The following is a 23748-nucleotide window of genomic DNA, read 5'->3' on the forward strand; positions in this document are numbered from 1 at the left end:
AAGACTTGTCAGCAATAGCTATCATAGTATAGGGGATTACCATTTGTCAAAGCATTGATTCTCCTTTTTATTTTCACCAAAAGTTCTGACATTAACCATGTGGATTATATCCATTTGATACCAAAAAAAACAGGGAAACCTCTTTCTTATCCCTCCAGTCAACTTTGTTTTTAAATTACATTTTTTTATTCATTAAGCATTTAATAGTTTCTAGTTAGTAAAGCATTTAAAAGGATATTATAGTGAAATGCTTCCTAAAATATGAGTAATTGTATGAAGTTGATCGTAATTTTTAGAGAGAGAAATTAAACATAGCAAGACGGATCAATAACTACAGTAGTACATTCTCAAACTACTGATAAGATTAGGAATCAAAGTGAAATTCGAAGTCGGAATTATTTCACTTGGAGTTTTTTTATGTGATTTCAGTGTGAGGAATTGTCGAGGTTGTGTTAAAGGAATACCTATTAAAATGATTCAAAATTAATTCAAGCTTCAATCAGCAATAATAATGCGCTAAACGGAGATAACAATAGCCCCCCAATATATCTAGCTGGGGGGATTAAACAGAAAATGATTGCTCTGTTACTTTATTATGCTATTTAAGCTCCTTAACTGCATTTACAAATTCTTCAGCCTTTGTAGAAGCACTGGCATTTACTGCAAATGGTCCATGTACTTGCACTAAAACTTGACTATTTCCTAGTGTAACGTAGCCATCTTTTTTCGCACCTTCATATTCCTTTTGAAGTGTTTCATTCATGTTCTTTAAATCATACCAATATACCTCAACGCTTACATCTTTATAATTAATTGTATCTGAACCAATACAACATAATTTAGAAGTTTCGCTGTTTTCTTTGATTAAATTTACTTTTTTGAAATATTCCGTTAAATCGTCAAGCGTCATATCTGCAAGTGGCTTCGTTTGTGCATCCTTCCCGTTAGACTCCGAATCTATAGACGCTGGATCACTAACGTTATCTTTAGTAACCTCCTCCGTCGATTTATCTTTTGCAACAGGTGCTTTATCAGTAGTATTACTTCCCGCTTTATTTTGTGAACTGCAGGCTGCAAGTACTAGAATTAAACAAAATACTAGAAACGTTAGGTTAAATTTCTTTTTCCTCTTCATAATCTGCCTCCATATCTCTTAACTTGTAAATTTGTTTGTTACTTTATAAACTCGTTATTAATATCACTAAACTTCTTTACGACTGACTGTAGCTGCATGATATAGAAAGAATGAATATTCTTTATTTTTTCTCAAAATAGCCTCTCTGATTAAGATAGAAGTAATGTTTTCCTCGAAAAGCGGTGCTCCATTGCATTAGCTAAAAAAAATTTTAGCGTTTCGACTGCTTGAAGGACTTTTACTATCATTCTCTTTGTTCATTCTACTTTGATTATCTTCAATGGGATTAGGAAAACAAAGGATATGAATAATCAAATAATTGATTATTTTCTGCGATCTTTCTTTCATTCCCAACTACACATAATGATTGTTTTCCCAGAAGAGCTTTAAACATTTCACTTAAAGATCTTAAATCATCAATTGTAGTATTTATAACCTCCTGTCTTACTTTTAGTCGTTGTTCATAAGTATTATTTATAAAATAATTTGTTTCTGCCTGTTCTCCCTTTATCCTTGCATTCATCGGGTTATCTAGATCTGCTATTGTGCCGATAATATACCTCTGCAATTCTGATCTTGGTAAATCTAAATCCATTATAAAATCACTTGTTGTATTATAAATATCTACTGTCTCAAGCAAATTGGGGTCGCGATAAGAATAAAAAAATATATTACCATTCATATAGATGTTTATCCCTCCACCATATGCACCACCTAAAACTCGCAAATTTCTCCATAAATAGGTTAAATTCAGTATTTTTGCTAGCACCAGCATCTGCCCGGAAAATTCATAACCCATTTTTTTTAGATTACCGCCCTGTACTACATATAAGATGGAATTACTATTCGTAAATGCTTCCTTGCTGATATCATTATTTATCTGAAATTCAAAAGTCTCTACTTTGTTCCCATCTGGTAAATCGAAGTTTAAAAAGGCATTAGAAAACACTTTCATCGCATCCAAATCACCGGTTAATCCAACAACTAAATTTTTTCGACAAAATAGGTTATTAGCAATTCCCTTCATTTTTTGAATAAATGAGTCATACCTTTGTTCAAAATCCTTTTCCAATTTTACGAGAAATTGATAGAAAGAAATTCCTCTTAAGTGTTCATTGATATAACCTAATGCCGTTAAACTACTATTAACTCGAATAGCCGCAAACATATTACCATTACTATTTAATTGTATTTTCATATTGCTCACTAGATTGCCGATAAGCTCTTTCACTTTTTTCTTATTATCAAATTCGGTTTCAGTTAGAATATGATGAACAAGTTTCAGAGATTTTTCCATATTTTTTTCCATTGTTCTGACTTTAACCGCTACTTTATGAAGGCAGGTATCAACGCTGCTAGAGTACAAATAGTTTTCGAATGAGACTATCCCAATTTTCATTGCAATTTCGCTTGCCAGCGCCTCACTAGTATATTCTGAAGTTCCTAATTTTCCTAACAATTCAGTAAATAATCTATAGTAGGAAATATCATCTTTTCCATTTATTGCATCGAAATAGAGATTATAGTAAACTACTTTTTTTGTATAAATATCATGGAATAAAACCTTAGAACCGTTGCATTCTATTTCCTGCAAAGGCAGATCAGCTGGTTTTGGGTCAATGTCTGACAACAGCAGAGTAGGCAATGTCTCTTTTGCTTCATCACTATCAGATATAGATTGAAATTTATTCAGTTCAGCATTCTCTTGAATTAAGGCTTGTAAATCTGCTTCTTTCATACCATCTTTAATCCTCTTCAATTTTACTTGTTCCTGTAAATATTCTATATTAGAAAGTTGCTTTGACGGCTTGCATACTACGATAGCAGATTGCTTCCCATTTAATAAGTAATTTTCAATAAACCTTTCAAAATATGGCTCGCTCAATGCAGATTTTACTGTTTCCAAACTATCTTCATATTGGAAGGCTTTAATAAGTGGTTTACCTGCAGCCCAATTGGATGCGGCGTTAATGCCATGAAATAACCCTTCTGGAAAGGTACCATAGTCTGCTTCTCTTAACTCAAATTCAGTTGATAGTATAGCAGCTTCGATTAACTTTTTATCTATCCCCTTCTCCACTAATTCTCGCAAAGTATCCTGGACAATCTTGATAAACATGTCTTTGTTTTCGGCATCCCCATTACTGCAGCAAATAGCAAAAAGCGGATATTTAAGGGAAGAATCAACTAAACCAAAGGCATCCTTTCCTAGTTTTTCTTCCAGTAATTTTTTTCTTAAAATTGCTGAATTTCCTTCCAGCAAAATTTTATTTAAAACATTTAGAGTGATACCCAAATTTTCATCAGCTTTTTCCTCCACCTTACACGCAAAAGCTAAGAAGGTATTTTCTTCTTCTATCTCCTTTTCAGAAATCGGATACTCGCTAGTAAATTCTTTCCGTTCTCCTTCGAAGATCTTATCAAGTGCTAAAGGCTTATTCTCTTTCCTTTCAAATTGACCAAGCACTTCATTCAGCTGCTGTAGTCTCTCTTCAATGTCCATAGCCCCATAAAGATAAAGAAGACTATTGGAAGGATGATAATAATCTCGATGAGCTTCCAAAAGCTTTTCATAAGTTAAGTTTGTAATCTCCTTCGGATCTCCGCCAGAAAAATTGGCATGAGGAAAAGAAGGATATAAAGCTTTAAATAAGGAGTGTATAAAACGTTGCTGTGGTGAAGATAAGGTACCTTTCATTTCGTTATAAACAATTCCTTTGTATATAAGCTCATTCGTTTCCTCACTATAAGCTAAATGCCATCCCTCTTGAAGGAAAATTTCCTTTTGTTCATGTAACTTCGGAAAAAAAACCGCATCTAAAAATACATCCATCATATTCGAAAAATCTTTCTTATTTACACTTGCAAGAGAAAACAGTGTTTTATCAGGATAAGTAGAAGCATTTAAATATGTTTTCATCGATCCTTTCATCAATTCAACTATAGGTTCTTTAACTGGATATTTCTTCGAACCACTAAGTACACAATGCTCCAAAATATGAAAAACACCTGTATCATCCATTGCTGGTGTACGGAAACCAATCGAAAATCCCTGATGCTCATCATCATTATTTACCCATATTACCTTTGCGCCAGTTCCTACATGCGTCATTATATAGACATTTCCGTTAATTTCTTGTATATATTCTTTCTGTTCTATACGAAAACCGTTATATTCCTCCAATGTTAGCCCTCCAGTTGTTATAAAGTCTAATTTCCATACGTCCACTTGTATCTAGAATTCACTTGTTCTTAAATAATAAAGTTATTCCACCTGCAATAATCCATAGTTCTTATTAAGTCTTTTTTTTTCTAAAATTCTTTATCTATCAAACTATCCACTTCACTTATGCAAATCAACAAAGCCTTTATAATAGGCATTTTTCTCACACAAATCATTATGTGTTCCCTCTGCTACAACATGGCCGTTATCAATAATGACAATGTTATCTGCACCTTGAACGGATTGTAAGTTATGTGCTATCTTAATAATCGTCTTCCCATCCATTAAATTAGCTAGCGCTTCATTGATGTATCGTTCAGATTTTGTATCTAAATTGCTAGTTGCCTCGTCTAAAAGTAAATAATCAGGGTTGAGAATGAGAGCTCTTGCAATAGCAATCCTCTGCTTTTGACCACCCGACAGCCTGCTTCCTGCTTCCCCAACATCTGTATCAAAACCACTTGGACAGCTTTGAATAAATTCATAGGCATTTGCAAGTGTTGCAGCTCTGATCAGTTCCTTCTCGGATACTTCTCTTCTAGCTCCATAAAGGATATTGTCCCTAATAGTACCAGATAGAATAGGACTACTTTGTGAAACATACACCATTGTCCTTCTCCATTCATCTAGATGGATATCTTTTACGTCCTGCGAGCCGAACATAATTGATCCTGCTGTCGGTTCATAATATCTGGTAATGAGATTGAATATGGTTGATTTTCCAGCACCATTCCCACCTAAAATGGCAGTTACCTTTCCTTTTGGAACAGTAAAGCTTACATCATGTAAGATTTGGTGCTCATTATAGCCGAAGGCCACATTTTTAAAAATAATATCTTCTTCGCTTGGTCCAATTGCGATTTTTCTCTTGACCTGTTCTTCCTCTGCTTCCATGAGATTTGCAATGTTTGCAGTGGCGCCTTGTGCTCCCTTAATTGTCTGAAATTGCGACAATAGTTCATATAAGCCTGGCAGCATAATCATTGATAGATTGTTAAAAGTAACTAAATCACTCGTTTTAAACGTCCCATTCCTAACATAATAGGCTCCTACTGCAAAAATAATAATCATAGAGAATGTAGTTATTAGGTTCCCAACTACTGCTTGAATTCCCCCCATAAAGGTTTTATATAGATCTGCCCTATACCTCGTTTTTATTGCTTCAATTCCATCATTCAGCTCCTCATCCTCTGTAGCTTGAGCTTTTATATGCTTCATATTAATAAGATGTTCTGAAAAGTAATCTGTCATTACACCATAGGTATGAAAGATCTTATATTGGATATTAAATTGAAGACGACCGATAAGCCAAAATATGAAAAATACCAAAGGAATCATTAATGCATACGTAAATGTAAGGGTTGGATTTAATGAATACATACCGACTAAAGCTCCGAGAAAACTATATAGAGAAGCAAAAATACGAGTTACGATACTTGTTGCATCACTTGCAGTAGCTGCATCGTTCGTTATTCTTGAAACCAAGCCGCCCTGCTTTTTCTCGTTAACCACCTTCATCGTTGTTTTTAGAATTTTGTTTAAAAGAACAAATCTTAAACTACGATTTACTTTTTCATTTCCAAAAAGTTCTGCTCCACTTTGAACCATTCTCGCCAAAATAGTGGCAATTGTCAGTCCGACAAAAACATAAATTGCATTATCTTCAAAAAATTTGCCTATTTGTATTTTAGTTTGAATTGGAGCTAGTTTTAAAGCTATCCATGTTAGGGATAATCCCGATAAAAATGATAAAATATATAAAATCCATGGTATTTTTATTTTTGCAAATATCTTCAAAAATGGTTTCCACTTCATTTTTAACGTTGTTTTAGAACTACTCATCATCTCACTCCTCTCCATGCTTCTCCATCATTGCGCGATAATAGGCATTTGCTTCTATCAATTCTTCATGCGTACCGAAAGCAGAAACTCTTCCACTTTCTAAAACTATTATTTCATCAGCAACTTGCAAGGACTTTGAATCATGAGTGACCATGATGACAGTTCTCCCCTTCATTAAATTTTTCAGTCCAGTTAAAACCTGGTCTGCTGTATTAGCATCCAAATTTGCAGTTGCTTCATCCAGCAAAAGATATTTCGGGTCTTTCAAAATAGCTCTCGCAATTGCAAGCCGTTGTTTTTGCCCTCCCGAAAGATTATTCCCCATAGTTCCTACCTCAGTATCCAAGCCACTCTCTAACTTTTCAATAAATTCATAGGCATTTCCGAGTTTTGCGGCTTGAATAATTTCCTCCTCCCTTATTTCACGTTTGATTCCATAAAGAAGGTTTTCTCTTATCGTACCGGACATGATCCCACTATCTTGGGAAACATATGCAATGGATTGACGATAATGTTTGAGAGAAAAGCTATTAATATTTTGGTTTCCTAGTGTTATCTCACCCTCTAAAGGAGCATAAAACCTATCTATAAGATTTAAAATGGTTGTTTTTCCACAACCGCTTAAACCAACTAATGCCGTTATATTTCCTGCTTTAAAATTGCATGAAATATCTTTTAAGACTTGCTGTTCTCCAAAATTGAAGGAAACATTATGAAGCATAATATCTCCCTGAAGCAGATCATCATCTTTTCCTGTATAATATTCTTCTTCTGCTTGCTCTAAAAGTCTGCTGATTCTATCTGTGGCTCCTTGTGCTGTTTTAATCTGCGTCCAAATTCCTGCTTTCGAATTAATAATAGTCGTTAAATTTCCCACATAGAGAAAATACGCTGTCCACATTGTCGTAGTAATCTCACCATTATTCAAAAGGGTTATCCCAATTACTACAATCAACACTGTCTGTCCCAATGTGACAAGGGAAAGTGCTGGAGTAAAAAGTATGCCAATCATCCCATTGGATATACTCGCCTTATATAATTGATCAATTGCAGCTTTTCCCCGCTCATTTTCTTTGTTTTCTTTAGCAAAAGATTTAATCAGCGGTACATTTGACACTAATTCAGCTAGCACTTGGGTTAGTCTGGATACTCTATACTGCTCTTTTCTTTTTGTTTTAAATTGTAATCTTCCAAAAACGATGCTAATTATAATTAGAATTGGTATAACTACTAATATCGAATACATCAATTTAATGTCATAATTGGCAAGCTGTTTTGCCGTTTCATAGGTGAGATAAAGTGTTGTAATTTCTCCAATCAACGTCTGCATAACTAAACTGCTTATTATTCCTGTATCAGTTGTAATACGGCTTACCATCTCTCTTGGTTTACTTTTATCAAAAAACTCGACTGGAAGGCACAACATTTTTTTCCAAAGCATTTTTCTTAGATTCATATCAATTTTGGCCTCAGCAATTCCTTGTGCTATACTAGACAGCTGCCCAATCAAGCTTGAAAGAATCGTTGCGGACACTAACGACGTAACAAGGGTAACACTAACATTGCCGTTAAATAATTCTGCAGTATATGAGGGCACCATAATGCCAATTTTTACTGCAAACATCATGATAAGGATATAGGCAAGTATCCATACATACGGAAGGTGTGATTTCCAGATTAGCTTTATAAACCTTTTCCAAATTCCTTTATCTAAATTCCCCGGCTTTTTCTCAGTAACTATAGCCATCTTTTTATTCGTCTTTAAAGGTACTGACACTCGATTATCCCCCCAACTTTACCAAAAAAGCATTTTAGAAGATGAATTAAAAATTATTTTTTTACAGTTTCATTCCTTGCTGTAAGGAGTGGCCAAAGATCAAAGAAATAACTCCATTTTCTTCTAATTTTTCCAGTGATTATTGATTAAAAAGACATCCTGCACTTCAAAAGAGATTCTCTAATAATATTTTTACTCTGTTTTAATTTACCGCCTTCTACTCCTAAACCCGTTATAACTTTTCCAACATTACTTCATGACGAAGGTAATAGCTACTGCAAAGCTATTCGTCGATTCCTTTAGATACTTCCTCCTCCTTGTAAATTACTACCTCTTTATTAATATATCAATGCAATAATTGTGCCAAATTTTATAATAAACAAAAAATTCTCAATATTACACCTTGATGATTATATGTATTTAATATTACCTATGTGTTTTTTAAGTAAATTTTGTAAAGCTATAAAAAATTCAGCTGTCACTTTCTCAACCATGAAAGAAGTGATTATCAATTATGAGAAATACTGAAATTAGAAGCTTTAATAATGAATACATATTCCGAATTAAGCGGTGGTTTTATTGCTTATTCTTAAAATAAAACACCCAAAAAGTTAGACTTTCTTCTCTAACATTTTGGGTGCAGTATATCACTGTATAAATAACTCGAATAATTGATTAAAAACTTATTCAAGTTGGGATTTTCGAATATTTACAAGCGCAGCGACCACATGAACTGCTAAAATAACTCGTACTCCTATATCTATTAACAACTAAACAATACAACTTTAGTAGTAGTATTTTGAGATTTTTTCTTTTATTTCTTCCTCTCTCAATACTCCTATATGACGTTCTACCTCTTCCCCATCTTTCATGAAGACGATAGTAGGTACTGCCATAATGCCAAATTTCTCACTCATTTCTTTTTCATCAGTAATATTAACTTTAACAGTATTAATAAAAGGTAAATCTTTATCCACTTCCTCTAAAATCACTGCTAAAATCTTACATGGATTACATGTATCTGAATAAAAATCAACTAACGCAAATCCCTCACTAGTTAATTGATCAAAATTGTTATTATTTCCTTTTCTGATTGCCATAATCGTCCCTCCATTTTCACTTTTATTTTACTAATAATTTATTTTGTTCAAAAGCTTCTTTAAAAAAGCCAGCTATCTTTTCATGTGCATAAGCTGAATAGGAATAGGTTAAATAGTTGAAATATGGGAATAACTTCTTTGATTCACTTAAAGAATAGTTTTTATAATATTCGCTGCTTTCAAATGATGATTCATAGGTAGATTCATTGAAAGTTACATTATCATCTTGTGCAATCGACAACCCTATTAGCGCTCTTTTAAGGTAATTTGGGTATCTATTATTTTTATATTCTACCTCAAATGCTGCCAATGAGGGCTCGCCAATTCTTTGCCCAATTTCCATCTCCGTCATTTCCTCTAAAACTTTCCCTTCTTCTTGACTAAGAAAAGTCATCTTAGAAACATCGCCTTCAAATAGTCGATTGATGTCCTCTTTGCTAATTTCGAACTCTGAAATTTCCATTACCCTATCGATAACTTTTTCAGCTACTTCAGACACCTGCTGACTTACGATTGTGTCAAATAAATAATCTTTGTAATCTTCTACAGTTAAAACGCCGTCAATATTCTCTTCTCTGATTAATTCATCTGTTAACTCTGGTATTTTTTTTCTTTCAATCTTCGTTACTATTGTTTCAATAATATCTCCGTTTAATTTAATTAACTCCATCTGATTAGGAATCATATTGACAATTTGCTCTTCAAACGAGCTATTAAATAAATTGGACCCTACTACCACTGGGAGACTTTTCTTATTGAATTTTTCAGTAGCACTTGCCAAATTTAACGTAACTAGATCTCCTTTTTTTACATAATCAGCTACTTCTTCATATTCTGAATACTTATTAACTACTTTAGATAAAGATTGGATAATTTTGTTCTTTACCTCAAGTGCTTGTGTAGGTAAATCAAATATTTCAATTGTTCTGAAATCTTCAACTTTAATTATTTTTGATCTAAACAAAAATCAACACATCCTTATAAGTTTTTCGAAGGTTTCAATCTATTAGTAAGAATGAAACTATCGTAAAATGATAAATTCACTTTATTTCGAATCATCAAAACAAAAATCATATTTATCTAGTTTTCTGTATAATGTCGCAAGGGAAATTTGTAATTCCTCTGCCACTTTCCCTTTATCTTTCTTATAATCTTCTAAAACAAAATAACTTTGTAGTATCTTTTTCTCATATTGAGCAATCATTTGTTCCAAACTTAATCGCACATTTTGCATACCAGCTGTTTCTTGAAGATAATCTGGTAAATCATGAAAACCAATGATATCCGATTCGGCCATATTGACCATATATTCTATGGCATTTTCCAATTGTCTTATATTCCCTGGCCATTCATATTGAAGGAACCATTTCTCTAAATTAGGATCGAGCTTCATTTGTTCCTTGTTTAAAAGCTGACAATGTTTCCGAATAAAATATTTACAAAATAGAGTAATGTCTGATTGTCTCTCACGGAGTGGCATCGTATATAATGGAATAACATTCAAACGGTAATACAAATCTTCTCTGAATCTTCCTTCTTGTAGCATGCCTTCCAAATTTCGATGTGTTGCTGCAATGACTCTTACATCTATTGGTATTGAGGACTTTCCACCAATACGTTCAATTTTTCTTTCTTGTAAGACACGTAATAACTTTGGCTGTAAAGAAATTGGCATATCCCCTATTTCATCTAAGAATATTGTCCCCTTGTCCGCCAGTTCAAACTTTCCCTTTTTTCCTTCTTTTTTCGAACCTGTAAAGGAGCCTCCTTCATAACCAAACAATTCACTTTCAAGCAAGGTTTCTGGAATTGCAGCACAATTTATTGCTATAAATTGATGATTCTTCCTATAGCTTTCATTATGAATGGCACGTGCTATTAATTCCTTTCCAGTACCGCTCTCTCCTCTGATTAATACAGTGGAAAGGCTGTTACTTACTTTCTTAGCTTTTTGAATTAGATTCTTTAGGCCTGTTTCATTACCAATAATACTTCTAAAGTTAACTTCATCACTATTTATTAGTCTATTATGATAAGGTGCTTGTAGCATATTTAATTTTGTTGCCAGTTCCTTGCTGAAATCGATTAATTCGCACATGTAATTTTCAAGATTCAATCTTATTTTTTCTTTGTGTTCATTTGAAAAACCTATAATGCTAATAACTCCTATCACACTATCTTGATCTTTTATGGGATAGGCAATCGCTCCATATCCAACACATTCATTATTATATTTGCAATTTTTACAGCCAAGTTCACTAATCTTTGAATCATAAATAACATAAGGCTCTAGATTATTCAAAACTCTTTGAACTACTACATTATTTCTTCCATCACCAAAACTATTTTGATAGCGCCCTGTTCCGCTTATTATTTCGCCATTTTCATCATGCACCACTACATCAAATTTCAGAGATTCAGAGAATTTCTGTACCATTTCGTCAAATCCCATTTCGTGTCTGACTTCATACTCAACGTTCTTTACAATATTTATTAAATGCGAAAGTCTTTCTAATTTCACCTTTTCACACCCCTTTAGTATTTAACTACTTGTAAAATACTATATCTGTGATAGTGCTTGGTGTAAATCAGAAATTATATCTTCTGTCTCCTCTAAACCAGTAGATAATCGAATTAAGCCGTCAGTAATATTACATTTTAATTTCTCCATCTGCGGCATAGAAGCATGAGTCATAGAGGCTGGATGTTGAACAAGTGTTTCAGGATCACCTAAACTAAAAGAAATTAGTGCCAATTGCAAAGAATCAATAAATTTCTTTGCCGCACAATATCCCCCTTTCACTTCAAACGATAACATTCCCCCCATATCTTTCATTTGCGCTTTAGCAAGTGCATGTTGTGGATGTGAAGTTAATCCAGGATAATATACTTTTTCAATAGAAGGATGAGTTTCCAGGAATTTTGCAATCATCATTGCACTTTGGCAATGCTGCTTCATTCTTACGCCTAGTGTTTTCAAACCTCTATCAATAAGAAAGGAGTCCCAGGAATTCAATACTTGACCTAAATCTCCAACTATATTTTGATGAATAAATTGGATGGACTCTAAATCTCCAATTATAAAACCTGCAATTACATCTCCATGGCCATTCAAATACTTAGTAGCACTATGAACAACCAAATCTGCTCCCATTTTCAAAGGCTGTTGTAAATAGGGAGTCATAAAAGTATTATCAATAATGACTTTAATATTATATGAGTGTGCGAGATCAGCTAATTCACGAATATTTAAGATTGTGAGACAAGGGTTTGATGGTGTTTCGATAAATAAAACTTTTGTGTTAATCTTTATTGCCTGCTCGACTTCTCGTAAATTAGTACAGTCAACAAAATCTGTTTCTATACCAAATCTTGGAGCCAAAGTTCTTAGAAACTTATAACTTCCTCCATAAACATCTTTCGTGCAAATTACATGGTCCCCACATTGAAGAAATGCTAATAAGGTGCTTGATATCGCCGCCATCCCACTACTAACCCCAAGAGCCGCCTCCCCCCTTTCCAAAGAGGCAATTTTTTTTTGGAGATTATTTGTTGTTGGATTTCCATATCTTCCGTAATAGGTTCCTTTAATTTCACCTGAAACAGTTGCTATTGCAGTTTCTGTATCAGGAAAGGAATACCCAACAGCAGGAATAATCTTCGTTACAATAGGACCTGTTTTCTTATGATCTGGCTGACCGTGAATTAAGGTTGTGCAATCTTTCCAATTCATATATTAATCTCCTTTCATTAATTATCCTTGCAATATCCGTGCCAATATTTTTAAATTTTTATTTTTTTAAATTCCCAGTAGAACTAGATATTTCATTGGCAGTTTTATTACTCTTTCTCATGCTTGAAAAGCACTTATGTCAACCATGAGAAAAATGATATCAACTAAGACAAATTTCTTTTGGATCAGATAACAACGAAAATGCTGCATCGATTATTTTTGAGAGGAACTATAAAGAAGAAAGTAAATTTGTCTTTGTAGTTGGTGCACATTTATTTTGGATATCCTCATGCTTTTTCTGTTGTTTCATATGCGAAAAAGACACCAACAAAGCAAAGTTGGCCAATGAACAGGGGCACTCAAAAGATTTTAGGAAAAGATGAAACGGAAGAAAAAACTAAACAATCATATAAAATGTTTTGTTCTCTCCCTATTAACAATAAGAAGAAAATTCAACACTTGCATTTAAAACACATTAAGCCATGGATTCATTAAAAATAATGTAACTGCTATTGTACTTAAATAGAATATTAAAATAATAAAACAAAATAATATTACTCTTGAAAATTTTAATTATTTCAGTTATATTGATAGAAATATTTATACCGAATAGGCCGATTAACCAATATACTAGAAAATTAAATTATAAAATTTCCAATCCGATTACGGTGATATTTATTTATAAGAAATTCAAAATTTAAAAGCAATTTCTCTTTTCAAGAGCATTTTTTTGAAAACAAAAGTCAGATTATTCAATATTTTTTAACAGTTACAGATAAGTGATAAAAATTTTTTTGAATAGGTGAAAACTATGCAAATAGGATTTGATTTATCCCAATCTCAAACATTGAAACTTAAATTAACACCTGAACTTAAACAAGCAATTGACATATTGCAGTACTCATCACAGGAGTTAGTTGATTTTATTCAATTGAAGACTATTGAGAATCCCATCTTAGAAATATCAGAAAGTTCAATTGAAAATATATTCAACTGTCATCACACCCCTTCCAATTATTCTTACAACAAAGATACAGAATATGATCCTTTTGATTTTTATTCAGATACAAGAATCTCATTAGAGGAATATTTAATCGAACAAATTATGTTATTAAAAAATTTATCCCCTCTTCAAATAAAAATATTCAAATTTCTTATTGGAAATTTGAATACAGATGGCTACTTAGAAATCAATTCAGCTGATGCCTCTTATTATTTATCTGTAAGCGAAAATGAAGTAAATAGGATAATTAACCTTTTACAAACACTTGAACCTATTGGTGTGGGGGCAAGAAATCTGATGGACTGCTTATTAATTCAAATGAGAGCAAATAAACAAAACCAATCACTAGCTTATTCTATTGTAGAAAATCACTTAGAAGATTTAGCTGCCAAACGCTATCCTAAGTTGGCCAAGATACTACATGTCAGCGTAAATGAAATTCAAAACGCCGCAGATTACATAGCTACTCTTGACCCAAAACCGTGTAGACAATTTTTTGAATGTAAAAATCTCACACAATATGTTATACCTGACATAATTATTGAAAATGTTAATGGCAAATTAATTATTAAAATCAACGATACATTCTTACCTACTGTATCAATCAACGAGTATTATAAAAATAGTTTAAATAATCATGAGTCCAGTGAGTATCTAAAGAAGAAATATCAAGATGCTATGCTCTTGCTTAACAGTCTTACCCATAGAAAACAAACCCTTTTCCAAGTCAGCAATGCCATTATCGAAATACAAAATGAGTTCTTTCAATTTGGGTTAGGTCGCTTGAGGCCTATGAAATTGAAAGATATCGCAGAGAAAACTGGTTTTCATGAATCAACAATCAGTAGAGTGACAAGTAATAAATTTATTAAAACTAACCACGGACTATATTTATTAAAAAACTTATTTACAACAGGCATTGATGGTTTAAACAGCGAATCAGAATCATCCTTTGACATTAAGAAAAAAATGGAAAAACTCATTAGAGAAGAAAATAAACAAAAACCTTTTTCAGATCAGCAAATAGTTAGATTACTAGAGAACGAAGGGATCCTCCTCGCTCGTCGTACTGTTACAAAGTATCGCGTTGAAATGGGAATTCCAAGTTCATCTAAACGAAAAAGATATTAGTTTTTTTCTTTTGCTTAAAAGACTGCATTCTTTTGAGCTCCTTTATATAAATATAAGAAGTGAATCTAAAGAAAGAGCCTTTTTAGTGAGGATTCATCACTTTTTTGCCAACATACAGCTCCTTGCTAATAAATCCTTTATTGATTGAGACTTCACAACTAGGATTGAGTTTTCTTTCATATTTTTTCTGCTTAAAGTCGTTTTACCAAAGTGTTGTATCTTAGAAATAAGTGCAAAAAAAGAGTGCTGCCTCTTATCAGCACTCTTACAACTATCCGGTCCCATTAAACATTCACTTACATTAGAAAATGATAATAAATAATAATGGCTTAAGCTACTGCTATTTGAAAAACGAGTGGGTATTGATGTAATTTCCCTTCATAGACTTTTTGCATTTTGTATTCATCTAATAAATCATAAGGGGTCATTAAACATGGAGGCTTATTAAAAAATAGAACACCACTGTCATGCAAAATCGATGCAACAAATTGCGAACAAAAATAAGCATTTTTACGATTATATGGGATTTTTAGTAAAATAAATAAAAGCCCAAGTAAATTGTATCGATAATTGCTTTGTTCTTTCTCCATCTGCTCAATTTTATTCTTCATTTTTTCATATTGTGTTTGCGTCACAGAAATGGAATAAATAATACACCTACTGTTTCGAAAAAAACTATGCTGCACATTTTCCTTCACAAATCCCCCGATAAATGGATTGCTTGGCTTTCTTCTTCCAAAACTATAAACTTCATTTAATTGCGGATCAAAAGAAATAGATGCATGATTATGGGGCTTTCTTGTAAAAAATTTAATACAACGTGTAAATAAAGTGCCTGTATCCGTTAAAATAATATATACATTTCTTTCAGTCACACAAACACCCCTCCTTCACATTATAATTTTCTTATCGAAATAGCTGCTTCCTTTGTAAACACTTTTAAGCAAAAGTTATAATCTTTAAGACTCCTCTTTGATATCATATAGAGTTAACCGCCGACTGGAAACAAACTCTTGTATTATTTTTATCTACGTCTTTAGACTTAAAAAAGTTACATAAAAAGCATACTTACTTAGAAAGATAATAATTCTCTATAAGTAAGTGTGCCTTATTTAAAAAATCATGCTTTCTTTGCCAGTTTTCAACTCTAGCACAGTATCTGTGTAACCACAATTTCCCTATACTTCGTTCTCATTGAGTAATGGTGATTCAGCTCTTCCCATAATCATTTGGTAATCTGGAAGAATCGGCAAGGAACCAACCTTTGTTGCTACTATTGCCCCCAACCTATTGGCTTGATCTATATAAGACTCCATCTCTTTTTTACAAGCTGGAAATCCCTTTTCATAAATACAAGCAAGAATCGTTGCCATAAACGCATCGCCTGAACCATTCGTATCTATTGCCTTTATCACCTTTCCAGCCATTTGGACTTTTTCCTCGTATAATTGTCCAATTGCCCCTTTCTCACCCAAAGTAATTAACTTGAAAGGTATTTGGAACTTCTCCAAATTTGCTAAGCCTTTCTCTACCGATTGAATCTCTAATAAAAAGAGAAGTTCTTCTTTTGACATTTTTAGGATATCTACAAAAGACAAAAATTCCATGATCACTTGTCTACATTCCTCTTCATTATTCCATCTTTTAATCCGAATATTTGCATCAAAAGCAATGATTAATCCTTTTTTCTTTGCGATTTCAATCGCCTTCTTTGTTGCTACTCTTGCACTTGGATGAAAGAGTGTCCCAGAACCAAAATAAAAGATCGATTTATTTTCAAAAGATGATTCCTTAAGATCTGATTCTAATACCACTTCATTCGGCGTTTCATTTTCATATTTATGAAACTCTCTCTCTCCAGATGCATCTAAATGAACATATACTTTCGATATTTGCTTGGTTGGTGTACGAACGCTGTCTTTAAGATTTATTTTTTCTTTTAACATTTCCTTTTCGACAAATTGGCTATCTTCTCCACTTCCTAGTTTCGTAAGATAAAAACTAGGAATAGCAAATCTACTGATATGTACTGCAACATTCACAGAAGCTCCCCCTAAACTTCTTTCAAAACAATTATTATCACTCGATTGTGAAACATAATCGATAAACGCATCGCCAAGAGACAGGATTCCTTTTCGTTCCATTTCGTGATTCTTCCTCTCTATCTTTTTCTACCTTTCTAGTATATCTTCTTTTATTTCTTTCGCTAATATTAATTAATGAAACTTCTGTATTTCTTTCTACGTTATACTTTATGTATTTTTCCATCAAAAAAATGGAATTTACAACTAAGTCTAATTTTATATTCAATATATCATTCAGCTTTTGCTAAAATTTTGATATGATAGATAGGCGTATGTTTTCGAGTAAGAATATAATTTGGGAATGAATGGATAAAATAGGAGTGAAAAAATGTTGGATAATTTATGGGATTTAATAGTTGCCTTTATTTTGGGCATAGTAGAAGGTTTGACGGAATTTGCACCTGTATCATCAACTGGACATATGATACTAGTCGATGATTTATGGTTAAAGTCAGGGGAAATTTTTTCACCTGAAGTAGCTAATACCTTTAAAGTTGTTATTCAATTAGGATCGATTTTGGCAGTAGTAATCATCTTTAAAGATCGTTTCTTAAATATTCTTGGTTTGAAAAAAACAATTAATGGTGAAAAAGTAGTCGGACATAAATTAAGCTTAATACAAGTTATTATTGGGTTAATTCCAGCTGCTGTTTTAGGACTTCTTTTTAATGATTACATAGATGAACATCTATTTAATTTTAAAACGGTTATATATGCTTTAATTGTGGGTGCAATCCTAATGATTATCGCAGACTTTACGCAAAAGAAGAAGAAACCAACCACGACTTCGTTGGATCAAATTACAAATAAGCAAGCATTTTTTATTGGTTTATTTCAATGTATCGCCCTATGGCCAGGCTTTTCAAGATCTGGATCAACGATATCTGGCGGTGTACTGATGGGGCTAAGCCACCGGGTAGCAGCTGACTTTACCTTTATCATGGCAGTACCGATTATGGCTGGTGCAAGCTTTATCTCTTTACTAAAAAATTGGGAATACATCACATCTGCTGCTCTCCCATTCTTTATCGTTGGATTTATCAGTGCGTTTATTTTCGCATTAATTTCTATACGATTCTTCTTAAAGCTAATCGATCGAATTAAATTAACACCATTTGCGATTTATCGTATTGTGCTTGCTATCATTATCATTGTTGTGTTTATTTAATAATATTTATAAACAAAAAGTCATCTCCTCTGAGATGACTTTTTGTTTATGTCCACCTATTTTTCTTTATGGATTCTTTTCGTTGTTTTTCACTCTTCACTTCTAATATATCTAACAAGAATATAAAAATCGGAATTCCTACAATTAATCCCCATACTCCAAAGAAGTGTTCGGAAAATATTAAAACAATAAATGTGAAAAAAACTGGTAAATCGGTCTTAGAAGACATTAATTTAGGATTTAATATATATGCTTCAAGCGCATGAATTACCACAATTAAGATAACAATTGAAATGACATGTGATATTCCTCCGACCGTGTAACCGATAATACATAATGGGATAGAGGAAATAATAACCCCGGCAACTGGTATTAGACCTAGTAAGAAAATCATAATACCTAATCCAAATAATTGAGGAAAGCCTAAGAAATACAAAGCAGTGGTCGTTAACACACAATTAATAAGAGCGATTATAAATTGTGCTTCTATTACTTTTCCAAAGGTTGCCACAAATTTCTTACAGAAATATTTACATTCAAAATAAATGGATGCTATTTTACTTGTATGAAAACGAGTAGCAAACACCCGTAATCTTTCTTTTTCCAACAAAAAGAATAGGCTTAATACTATCGCCATAAACACTTGAAGCAGATTTCCCCATATATTTGTAAAATACTTAAATATAAAGGTAAAGCCCTGATGTAAATAGGTCGTTACACTAAGATTATTTATTGTATTAACTATAAAATTCAAGACTGCATTGTCATGTGGCTGCATATAAAAGTCTGTGATTTGGATAACCAAAATCGAGATTTGCTGGATGACAACAGGTAAATAGGTGGAAATCCCATATATGAGCAAAAATAACACAGTAAAATATAGCAAAATAACTGCAATCGTTCGTTTTATCGCAAATTTGCTTGTAAAAAACTGAACAAGTCGATCCATTAAGTAAGAAAATATAAAAGTAAATAAAATGAGATTTACCATACTACGTACAAAGTAAAGGATCAAACCAATTAAAAACAAAATTAAAAATCTTTTTACTGCTTTTTTTTGAAAAAAATGAAGCAACATCTCCATGCATAAGACTCCTGACGATTTAAAATACCTAACTACAATAAAATTTCCTTTCTTTATCCTTTATTATTAATCCAAAAATGAAAAATAACAAGAAAAAATGTTTGTTTTTTCACAGATTAATTTCAATTCCATTATCTAAAGAAAAATTTCCATTTAATCCATTCTGCTTTATCCAATTTCCAATTGCGACAAAATCACAGTCCATATGAAAAGAAAGGCTTTAAGGTTATCCCCCTAAATGCCTTCCTCTTGCTTATTAATCCTTTACTCGTTTAAATGGCCACCAGTTTGCTTCTCCAAAATTCTTTACAAGAACAGGTATAAGCAATGGCAAGATGATAAATGCATATAGGAATAATCCAACTAATACAATGCTCGCTATCTGTAATAAAGATAACATTCCTGATGGCATCATCGCTGCAAATGTTCCCCCTAAGATGATAGCCGCAGAAATGATGACTGTTCCCATCTTCTTCATTGCTTCTAACATCGCATCTTTTATCGTTAAATTCTTATATTCATTAAATCGATCCATAAGGAAAATACTATAATCCACACCTAAAGCTACTAAAATAACAAATCCAAAGAATGGTACTGCCCAACTGATCCCAGAATAACCAAGCAGATTCACGTAGATTGCCTCATTTATTCCAAGTGTTGTATAGAATGTTAAAATTAACGATCCAATAATATAAGCTGGCATAATGATAGACCGGAATAAAAAGATTAAAACAATCGAAATCCCAATCATCATCCAAATAACAGTATTTGTGTAATCGGCATTGGACATTGTGCGAAGATCTGCGTTGGTACTAGTAATACCAGAAACAGCAACTTCCGCATTTTCAAGCTTAGTTCCCTTTGTTACTTGATCAACCCTATCTTTTATCCTATCAATTTGATCAATTGCTTCATTTGAATATGGATTGTCGGAGAATACAACATCAAATGTCATGATTTTGCGATTTGGGGATAGGTACGTATCTAAAGCCCCTTTAAATTCATCACTCGCTAATACTTCATCTGGAATGTAGAAACTGTTTGTTTCGTTTTTAGATAATCCAGATAAATAATCCGTAGCAGAACCTAAGCCATCTGATACTTGATCTAATCCTTCAGCACTTTGTGATAATCCATCCGTTAATTGGCCAATCTGACCACCTATATTATTAAAGCCATCTAGTAATTGCTTTTGCCCATCATTAATACTACTTAATCCATTCGTTAATTTAGGCATATTGTTCACGATCTGCCCTTGACCATCTGCTAATTGGTCTAATCCCTTTTGCTGTTGGTCAATGCCATCTAGTAATTGCTGCAGTCCAGTTGAAATATTTGCTTGATTTTTTAATATTTCTGTATAGCCTGCATTCGCTTTACTTATGCCTGTTTGTAATTTAGCTAACTCTGAATTTAATTGATCGATACCAGCACTAATTACGGGTAATTGTTGTTGTGCTCCTAAAAATCCTGCTTTAATTCCTTTATATGCTGGGTTATCAGCTATTCCAGCATAAGTTCCTTCTAAGGAACCAAATGATTCTTTTGGGACTTTATTTAGGCCTTGTGCTAATTGCTCTAAACCTGAACTGATTTTTTGATATTCCCCTAGAATAGCGGATAGACCCTTCTCTGCCTCTTTATATCCAGCTTGTAATTTATTATGCTCATTCAACAGTGCTTCTGCCCCTGTTTTTGCCTGTTGTAATCCTGACTTTATTTGATCAGAACCAGCAGACCCTTGGCGAATGCCTTGTTCAATTTTTTCTAAATTAGTTTGAATTTCTCCCAAACCAGATTTCACATCATTTGTGCCTTTAATGAGCCCATTAATCCCATCTGCTGCATCATTCAACTGTGGTCCTGACTTTTGCAGTTCATCTCCGGCACTGTGAAGCCCCTTACTTATTTGATCAATTCCTTCTTTTCCTTGGCCCAAACCTTCTTCCAAGGATTTCGCTTGATTAGAAATATAAAGATCTTCAATGGAGTCTCCCATTGGTCTCGTTACAGACCGAACTTTATCGACTAAATCTACTTTAGCTAATTCATTTGTAATCGTATCTGCTAAAGATAAATACTCTATTGTATCTAATTCGTCATCATTTTTTAAAATAACCGTTGTTGTCATGGACTCTCCTGGTCCAAAGCTGTCCGCAATTGCATTAAATGCTTTTATCGAAGAATAATCATCCCCAATTTCTTCTAAAGAATTAAAAGAAATATCACCATCATAAGTAACAAGGAATGGAACACAAATACATGCTACAACCAATAAAGATAGCAGCGGTCTTTTTATAGAGAAATTACCTGCTATTTCCCAAATTTTGCTATCTCCATGCTCTGCCGACCCTTTAGATGGCCAAAATAATTTCTTCCCTAATAACAGCATAAAAATTGGTACAACCGTAAATAAGGCGATGAGTAAAATAGCTACCCCTACTGCTACGGCTGAGGCAGATTGGTAAAGCACAAATTTAGAAAATCCTATCGCGGCAAAACCAATCATTACTGCAACACCGCTAAAAAAGACCGTTCTTCCTGCATTTTTGTATGTTTCTACTATCGATTCCCAAATACTTTCCCGACGCATCATTTCCTCTTTAAACCTACTTAATAGTAGAATACAATAATCCGTCCCTATTCCAAAGAGAACAGCAACCAAGAAAATTTGAGTATACGTAGAAAGTGGGAAATTAAATTTATCTACTAGAATAGATACAATAGATTGGGACGCTAAGTATGTAAGTCCTACTGTAATTAAAGGAATAAATGGCGCAACTACCGATCTAAAAACAATTAACAATACAGCCAGAATGAAGACAACCGTGATTCCTTCTGTCTTCTTTAATCCCTCTTGAGAACTATTTACTAAATCCTGATCAATCATCCAGTTGCTGGTATAATAGTGATCCACATCATATTTTTCAATTGTTTTATATAATGCGTCGCTAACCTCTTCCGCTTCTCTATCATTCCAACTAATAGTCAATGATGTGAGGATGGTTTTTCCATCATCTGAAACCAATTGGTCCTTTAATTCCTCCTTTTCAAACGAGGAAAGTATATCTGTAATTCCTAACTTTTTCTTATTGGCTTCTAATGCATCCACTGCTTTTTTCGCTTCCGCAATATCTTTTTCCGTCAACTTCTTATCATTATGAAAAACTAATGCCACTGTTGACTGTTCTCCTGCATTTTTCTGATTCTGAATCTCATCAAGAATTTTTCCAGCTTCAGAAGAAGAATACTCATCAGGAATGGTAATCTGCCCTTTTTCCTTCACTAAATCTCCCATATTTGGAGCTATTATAAATAAGCCGACTATAGCGATAATCCACGCTCCTAGGATAAACCATTTTCCTTTTAAAATAGCATTCAACTTTATTCCCCTCCAGCTTCTATTCTTTATTTCTCTTCAATTAATCTATCTAGCTTGGCATACGTGTCTATAAAGTTTTGAATTTCAGCTTGATCAAATTGTGAAATAACAGACACAATCACACTTTGAATTTTTTTCTCCATCTCGCCAAATATCACTTTTCCTGCTGGAGTTAAAGTTAAATAAATCACACGCCTATCCTTTTCATCTCTTGTTCTCTCAACCCATCCCTTTTCAACTAAGCGGTTAATGATCGGAGTAATGGCACTTTTTTTCACCCCAAATACAATCGCAAGCTCTGTAGATGTACATACTTCCACATTGTTGATATGGCGCATTGTAAAATGCTGTTCTGTTGTTAGAACATCTCCTATTTCTTGTCTAATTAACTGATCAAATTTACGATTAACAGAAAAATTTATACTTACATATCGATCAATAATCTGATTTATCTCTGCTCGATTAATAATATTCACCCCACATCTATTTAGTTAAAGGGTTTAACTATTAAACATTTTAACTTTATTTTTATTTTTATGTCAATACAAAATTTTCATGCCAAAAAAGAAATAACAATAGCACTAAGAATGCAATACTTCCTCCATTAATTGATTATGCTATAATAAGTAAAAAATTAATGGAGAATAAGAATATGTTTACAAATATCTCAATGAAAAATACACTTATGGAAAGTCTAGGAATCAATATTGTTGAAGTAAAAAATGGGGTATGCATTGCGACGATGCCAGTAGATGAACGAACAAAACAACCTTTCGGCTATCTACACGGCGGAGCTTCCGTAGCTTTAGCAGAAACTGCTGCAAGCATTGGGGCAGCTAGTCTAATTGATCCCAAAAAACAAGCGGTGTTTGGCCAAGAAATAAACGCAAACCATATTCGCTCGGTAAAAGAAGGTCTTGTAACCGCAACTGCTACAGTTATTCATCAAGGAAAATCCAGTATGGTTTACGAAATTAAATTAGCGAATGATAAAAAGGAATTAATATGCATCTCACGGTGTACGCTGGCAGTAATTTCTTTAGAGAAATAGGTTGTTTTTAAGGAATTGGGAGGTGAAATTTCATT

General features: G+C 33.2%; 16 protein-coding genes. 3 read left to right on the top strand and 13 right to left on the bottom strand.

All coding sequences use genetic code 11. The features are described 5' to 3' along the window. Positions 1-598 precede the first annotated feature (598 nt). From C2I06_RS12875 to C2I06_RS12910, 8 genes are all read right to left on the bottom strand, one after another. Positions 599-1135, bottom strand: coding sequence for a hypothetical protein (locus C2I06_RS12875; RefSeq protein WP_123258157.1), 537 nt, complete (start codon positions 1133-1135; stop codon positions 599-601). 286 nt (positions 1136-1421) lie between these two features. Then, positions 1422-4319 carry an insulinase family protein gene (locus tag C2I06_RS12880; RefSeq protein WP_123258158.1) on the bottom strand — a complete coding sequence of 966 codons (2898 nt, stop codon included), beginning with the start codon at positions 4317-4319 and terminating at the stop codon, positions 1422-1424. A gap of 159 nt (positions 4320-4478) precedes the next feature. Continuing rightward, positions 4479-6200, bottom strand: coding sequence for an ABC transporter ATP-binding protein (locus tag C2I06_RS12885; protein ID WP_164463688.1), 1722 nt, complete (start codon positions 6198-6200; stop codon positions 4479-4481). Between the two features lie 4 nt (positions 6201-6204). Continuing rightward, entirely contained in the window at positions 6205-7977 is a 1773-nt protein-coding gene (locus C2I06_RS12890) for an ABC transporter ATP-binding protein (protein ID WP_123258159.1), read from the bottom strand. 785 nt (positions 7978-8762) lie between these two features. Then, the gene (locus C2I06_RS12895) at positions 8763-9077 is read right to left on the bottom strand and encodes a thioredoxin family protein (RefSeq protein ID WP_123258160.1); all 315 of its coding nucleotides are present in this window, start codon (positions 9075-9077) and stop codon (positions 8763-8765) included. 22 nt (positions 9078-9099) lie between these two features. Then, on the bottom strand, positions 9100-10041 hold the full coding sequence (locus C2I06_RS12900; protein WP_095330464.1) for a trigger factor: 942 nt from the start codon (positions 10039-10041) through the stop codon (positions 9100-9102). Positions 10042-10122: 81 nt separating this feature from the next. After that, positions 10123-11598 carry a sigma-54 interaction domain-containing protein gene (locus tag C2I06_RS12905; RefSeq protein ID WP_235850284.1) on the bottom strand — a complete coding sequence of 492 codons (1476 nt, stop codon included), beginning with the start codon at positions 11596-11598 and terminating at the stop codon, positions 10123-10125. A gap of 39 nt (positions 11599-11637) precedes the next feature. Beyond that, positions 11638-12810: a trans-sulfuration enzyme family protein gene (locus C2I06_RS12910; protein ID WP_095330463.1), complete on the bottom strand. Its 1173-nt coding sequence runs from the start codon at positions 12808-12810 to the stop codon at positions 11638-11640. 811 nt (positions 12811-13621) lie between these two features. Between C2I06_RS12910 and rpoN the strand changes: the two genes are divergently transcribed. Next, positions 13622-14944 carry an RNA polymerase factor sigma-54 gene (gene rpoN, locus C2I06_RS12920; RefSeq protein WP_095330461.1) on the top strand — a complete coding sequence of 441 codons (1323 nt, stop codon included), beginning with the start codon at positions 13622-13624 and terminating at the stop codon, positions 14942-14944. 329 nt (positions 14945-15273) lie between these two features. Here the strand turns inward: rpoN and C2I06_RS12930 are convergent, their stop codons facing one another. After that, positions 15274-15819: a hypothetical protein gene (locus C2I06_RS12930; RefSeq protein WP_095330459.1), complete on the bottom strand. Its 546-nt coding sequence runs from the start codon at positions 15817-15819 to the stop codon at positions 15274-15276. A gap of 303 nt (positions 15820-16122) precedes the next feature. Further along, the gene (locus C2I06_RS12935; RefSeq protein ID WP_123258163.1) at positions 16123-17088 is read right to left on the bottom strand and encodes a PfkB family carbohydrate kinase; all 966 of its coding nucleotides are present in this window, start codon (positions 17086-17088) and stop codon (positions 16123-16125) included. A gap of 268 nt (positions 17089-17356) precedes the next feature. On the opposite strand from C2I06_RS12935, the gene C2I06_RS12940 reads away from it, so the two are divergent. After that, on the top strand, positions 17357-18196 hold the full coding sequence (locus tag C2I06_RS12940; protein ID WP_095330457.1) for an undecaprenyl-diphosphate phosphatase: 840 nt from the start codon (positions 17357-17359) through the stop codon (positions 18194-18196). A 46-nt stretch (positions 18197-18242) separates the two neighbouring features. On the opposite strand, the gene C2I06_RS12945 is transcribed toward C2I06_RS12940, so the two are convergent. From C2I06_RS12945 to C2I06_RS12955, 3 genes are all read right to left on the bottom strand, one after another. Further along, entirely contained in the window at positions 18243-19280 is a 1038-nt protein-coding gene (locus C2I06_RS12945) for an AI-2E family transporter (protein WP_095330456.1), read from the bottom strand. Positions 19281-19536: 256 nt separating this feature from the next. Beyond that, on the bottom strand, positions 19537-22662 hold the full coding sequence (locus C2I06_RS12950) for an MMPL family transporter (RefSeq protein ID WP_123258164.1): 3126 nt from the start codon (positions 22660-22662) through the stop codon (positions 19537-19539). Positions 22663-22688: 26 nt separating this feature from the next. Beyond that, on the bottom strand, positions 22689-23138 hold the full coding sequence (locus C2I06_RS12955; protein ID WP_123258165.1) for a MarR family winged helix-turn-helix transcriptional regulator: 450 nt from the start codon (positions 23136-23138) through the stop codon (positions 22689-22691). 176 nt (positions 23139-23314) lie between these two features. Between C2I06_RS12955 and C2I06_RS12960 the strand changes: the two genes are divergently transcribed. Further along, on the top strand, positions 23315-23713 hold the full coding sequence (locus C2I06_RS12960) for a hotdog fold thioesterase (RefSeq protein WP_171509903.1): 399 nt from the start codon (positions 23315-23317) through the stop codon (positions 23711-23713). Positions 23714-23748: the final 35 nt, after the last annotated feature.

The organism is Niallia circulans, from assembly GCF_003726095.1.
Classification (GTDB): domain Bacteria; phylum Bacillota; class Bacilli; order Bacillales; family Cytobacillaceae; genus Niallia; species Niallia circulans_A.

What these genes read in the sequence shown, in the direction of transcription:
- C2I06_RS12875 (WP_123258157.1), bottom strand. Translation starts at nt 1,135, where the DNA reads ATGAAGAGGAAAAAGAAATTTAACCTAACGTTTCTAGTATTTTGTTTA.
- C2I06_RS12885 (WP_164463688.1), bottom strand. Translation starts at nt 6,200, where the DNA reads ATGAGTAGTTCTAAAACAACGTTAAAAATGAAGTGGAAACCATTTTTG.
- C2I06_RS12895 (WP_123258160.1), bottom strand. Translation starts at nt 9,077, where the DNA reads ATGGCAATCAGAAAAGGAAATAATAACAATTTTGATCAATTAACTAGT.
- C2I06_RS12910 (WP_095330463.1), bottom strand. Translation starts at nt 12,810, where the DNA reads ATGAATTGGAAAGATTGCACAACCTTAATTCACGGTCAGCCAGATCAT.
- rpoN (WP_095330461.1), top strand. Translation starts at nt 13,622, where the DNA reads ATGCAAATAGGATTTGATTTATCCCAATCTCAAACATTGAAACTTAAA.
- C2I06_RS12935 (WP_123258163.1), bottom strand. Translation starts at nt 17,088, where the DNA reads ATGGAACGAAAAGGAATCCTGTCTCTTGGCGATGCGTTTATCGATTAT.
- C2I06_RS12940 (WP_095330457.1), top strand. Translation starts at nt 17,357, where the DNA reads ATGTTGGATAATTTATGGGATTTAATAGTTGCCTTTATTTTGGGCATA.
- C2I06_RS12945 (WP_095330456.1), bottom strand. Translation starts at nt 19,280, where the DNA reads ATGGAGATGTTGCTTCATTTTTTTCAAAAAAAAGCAGTAAAAAGATTT.
- C2I06_RS12960 (WP_171509903.1), top strand. Translation starts at nt 23,315, where the DNA reads ATGTTTACAAATATCTCAATGAAAAATACACTTATGGAAAGTCTAGGA.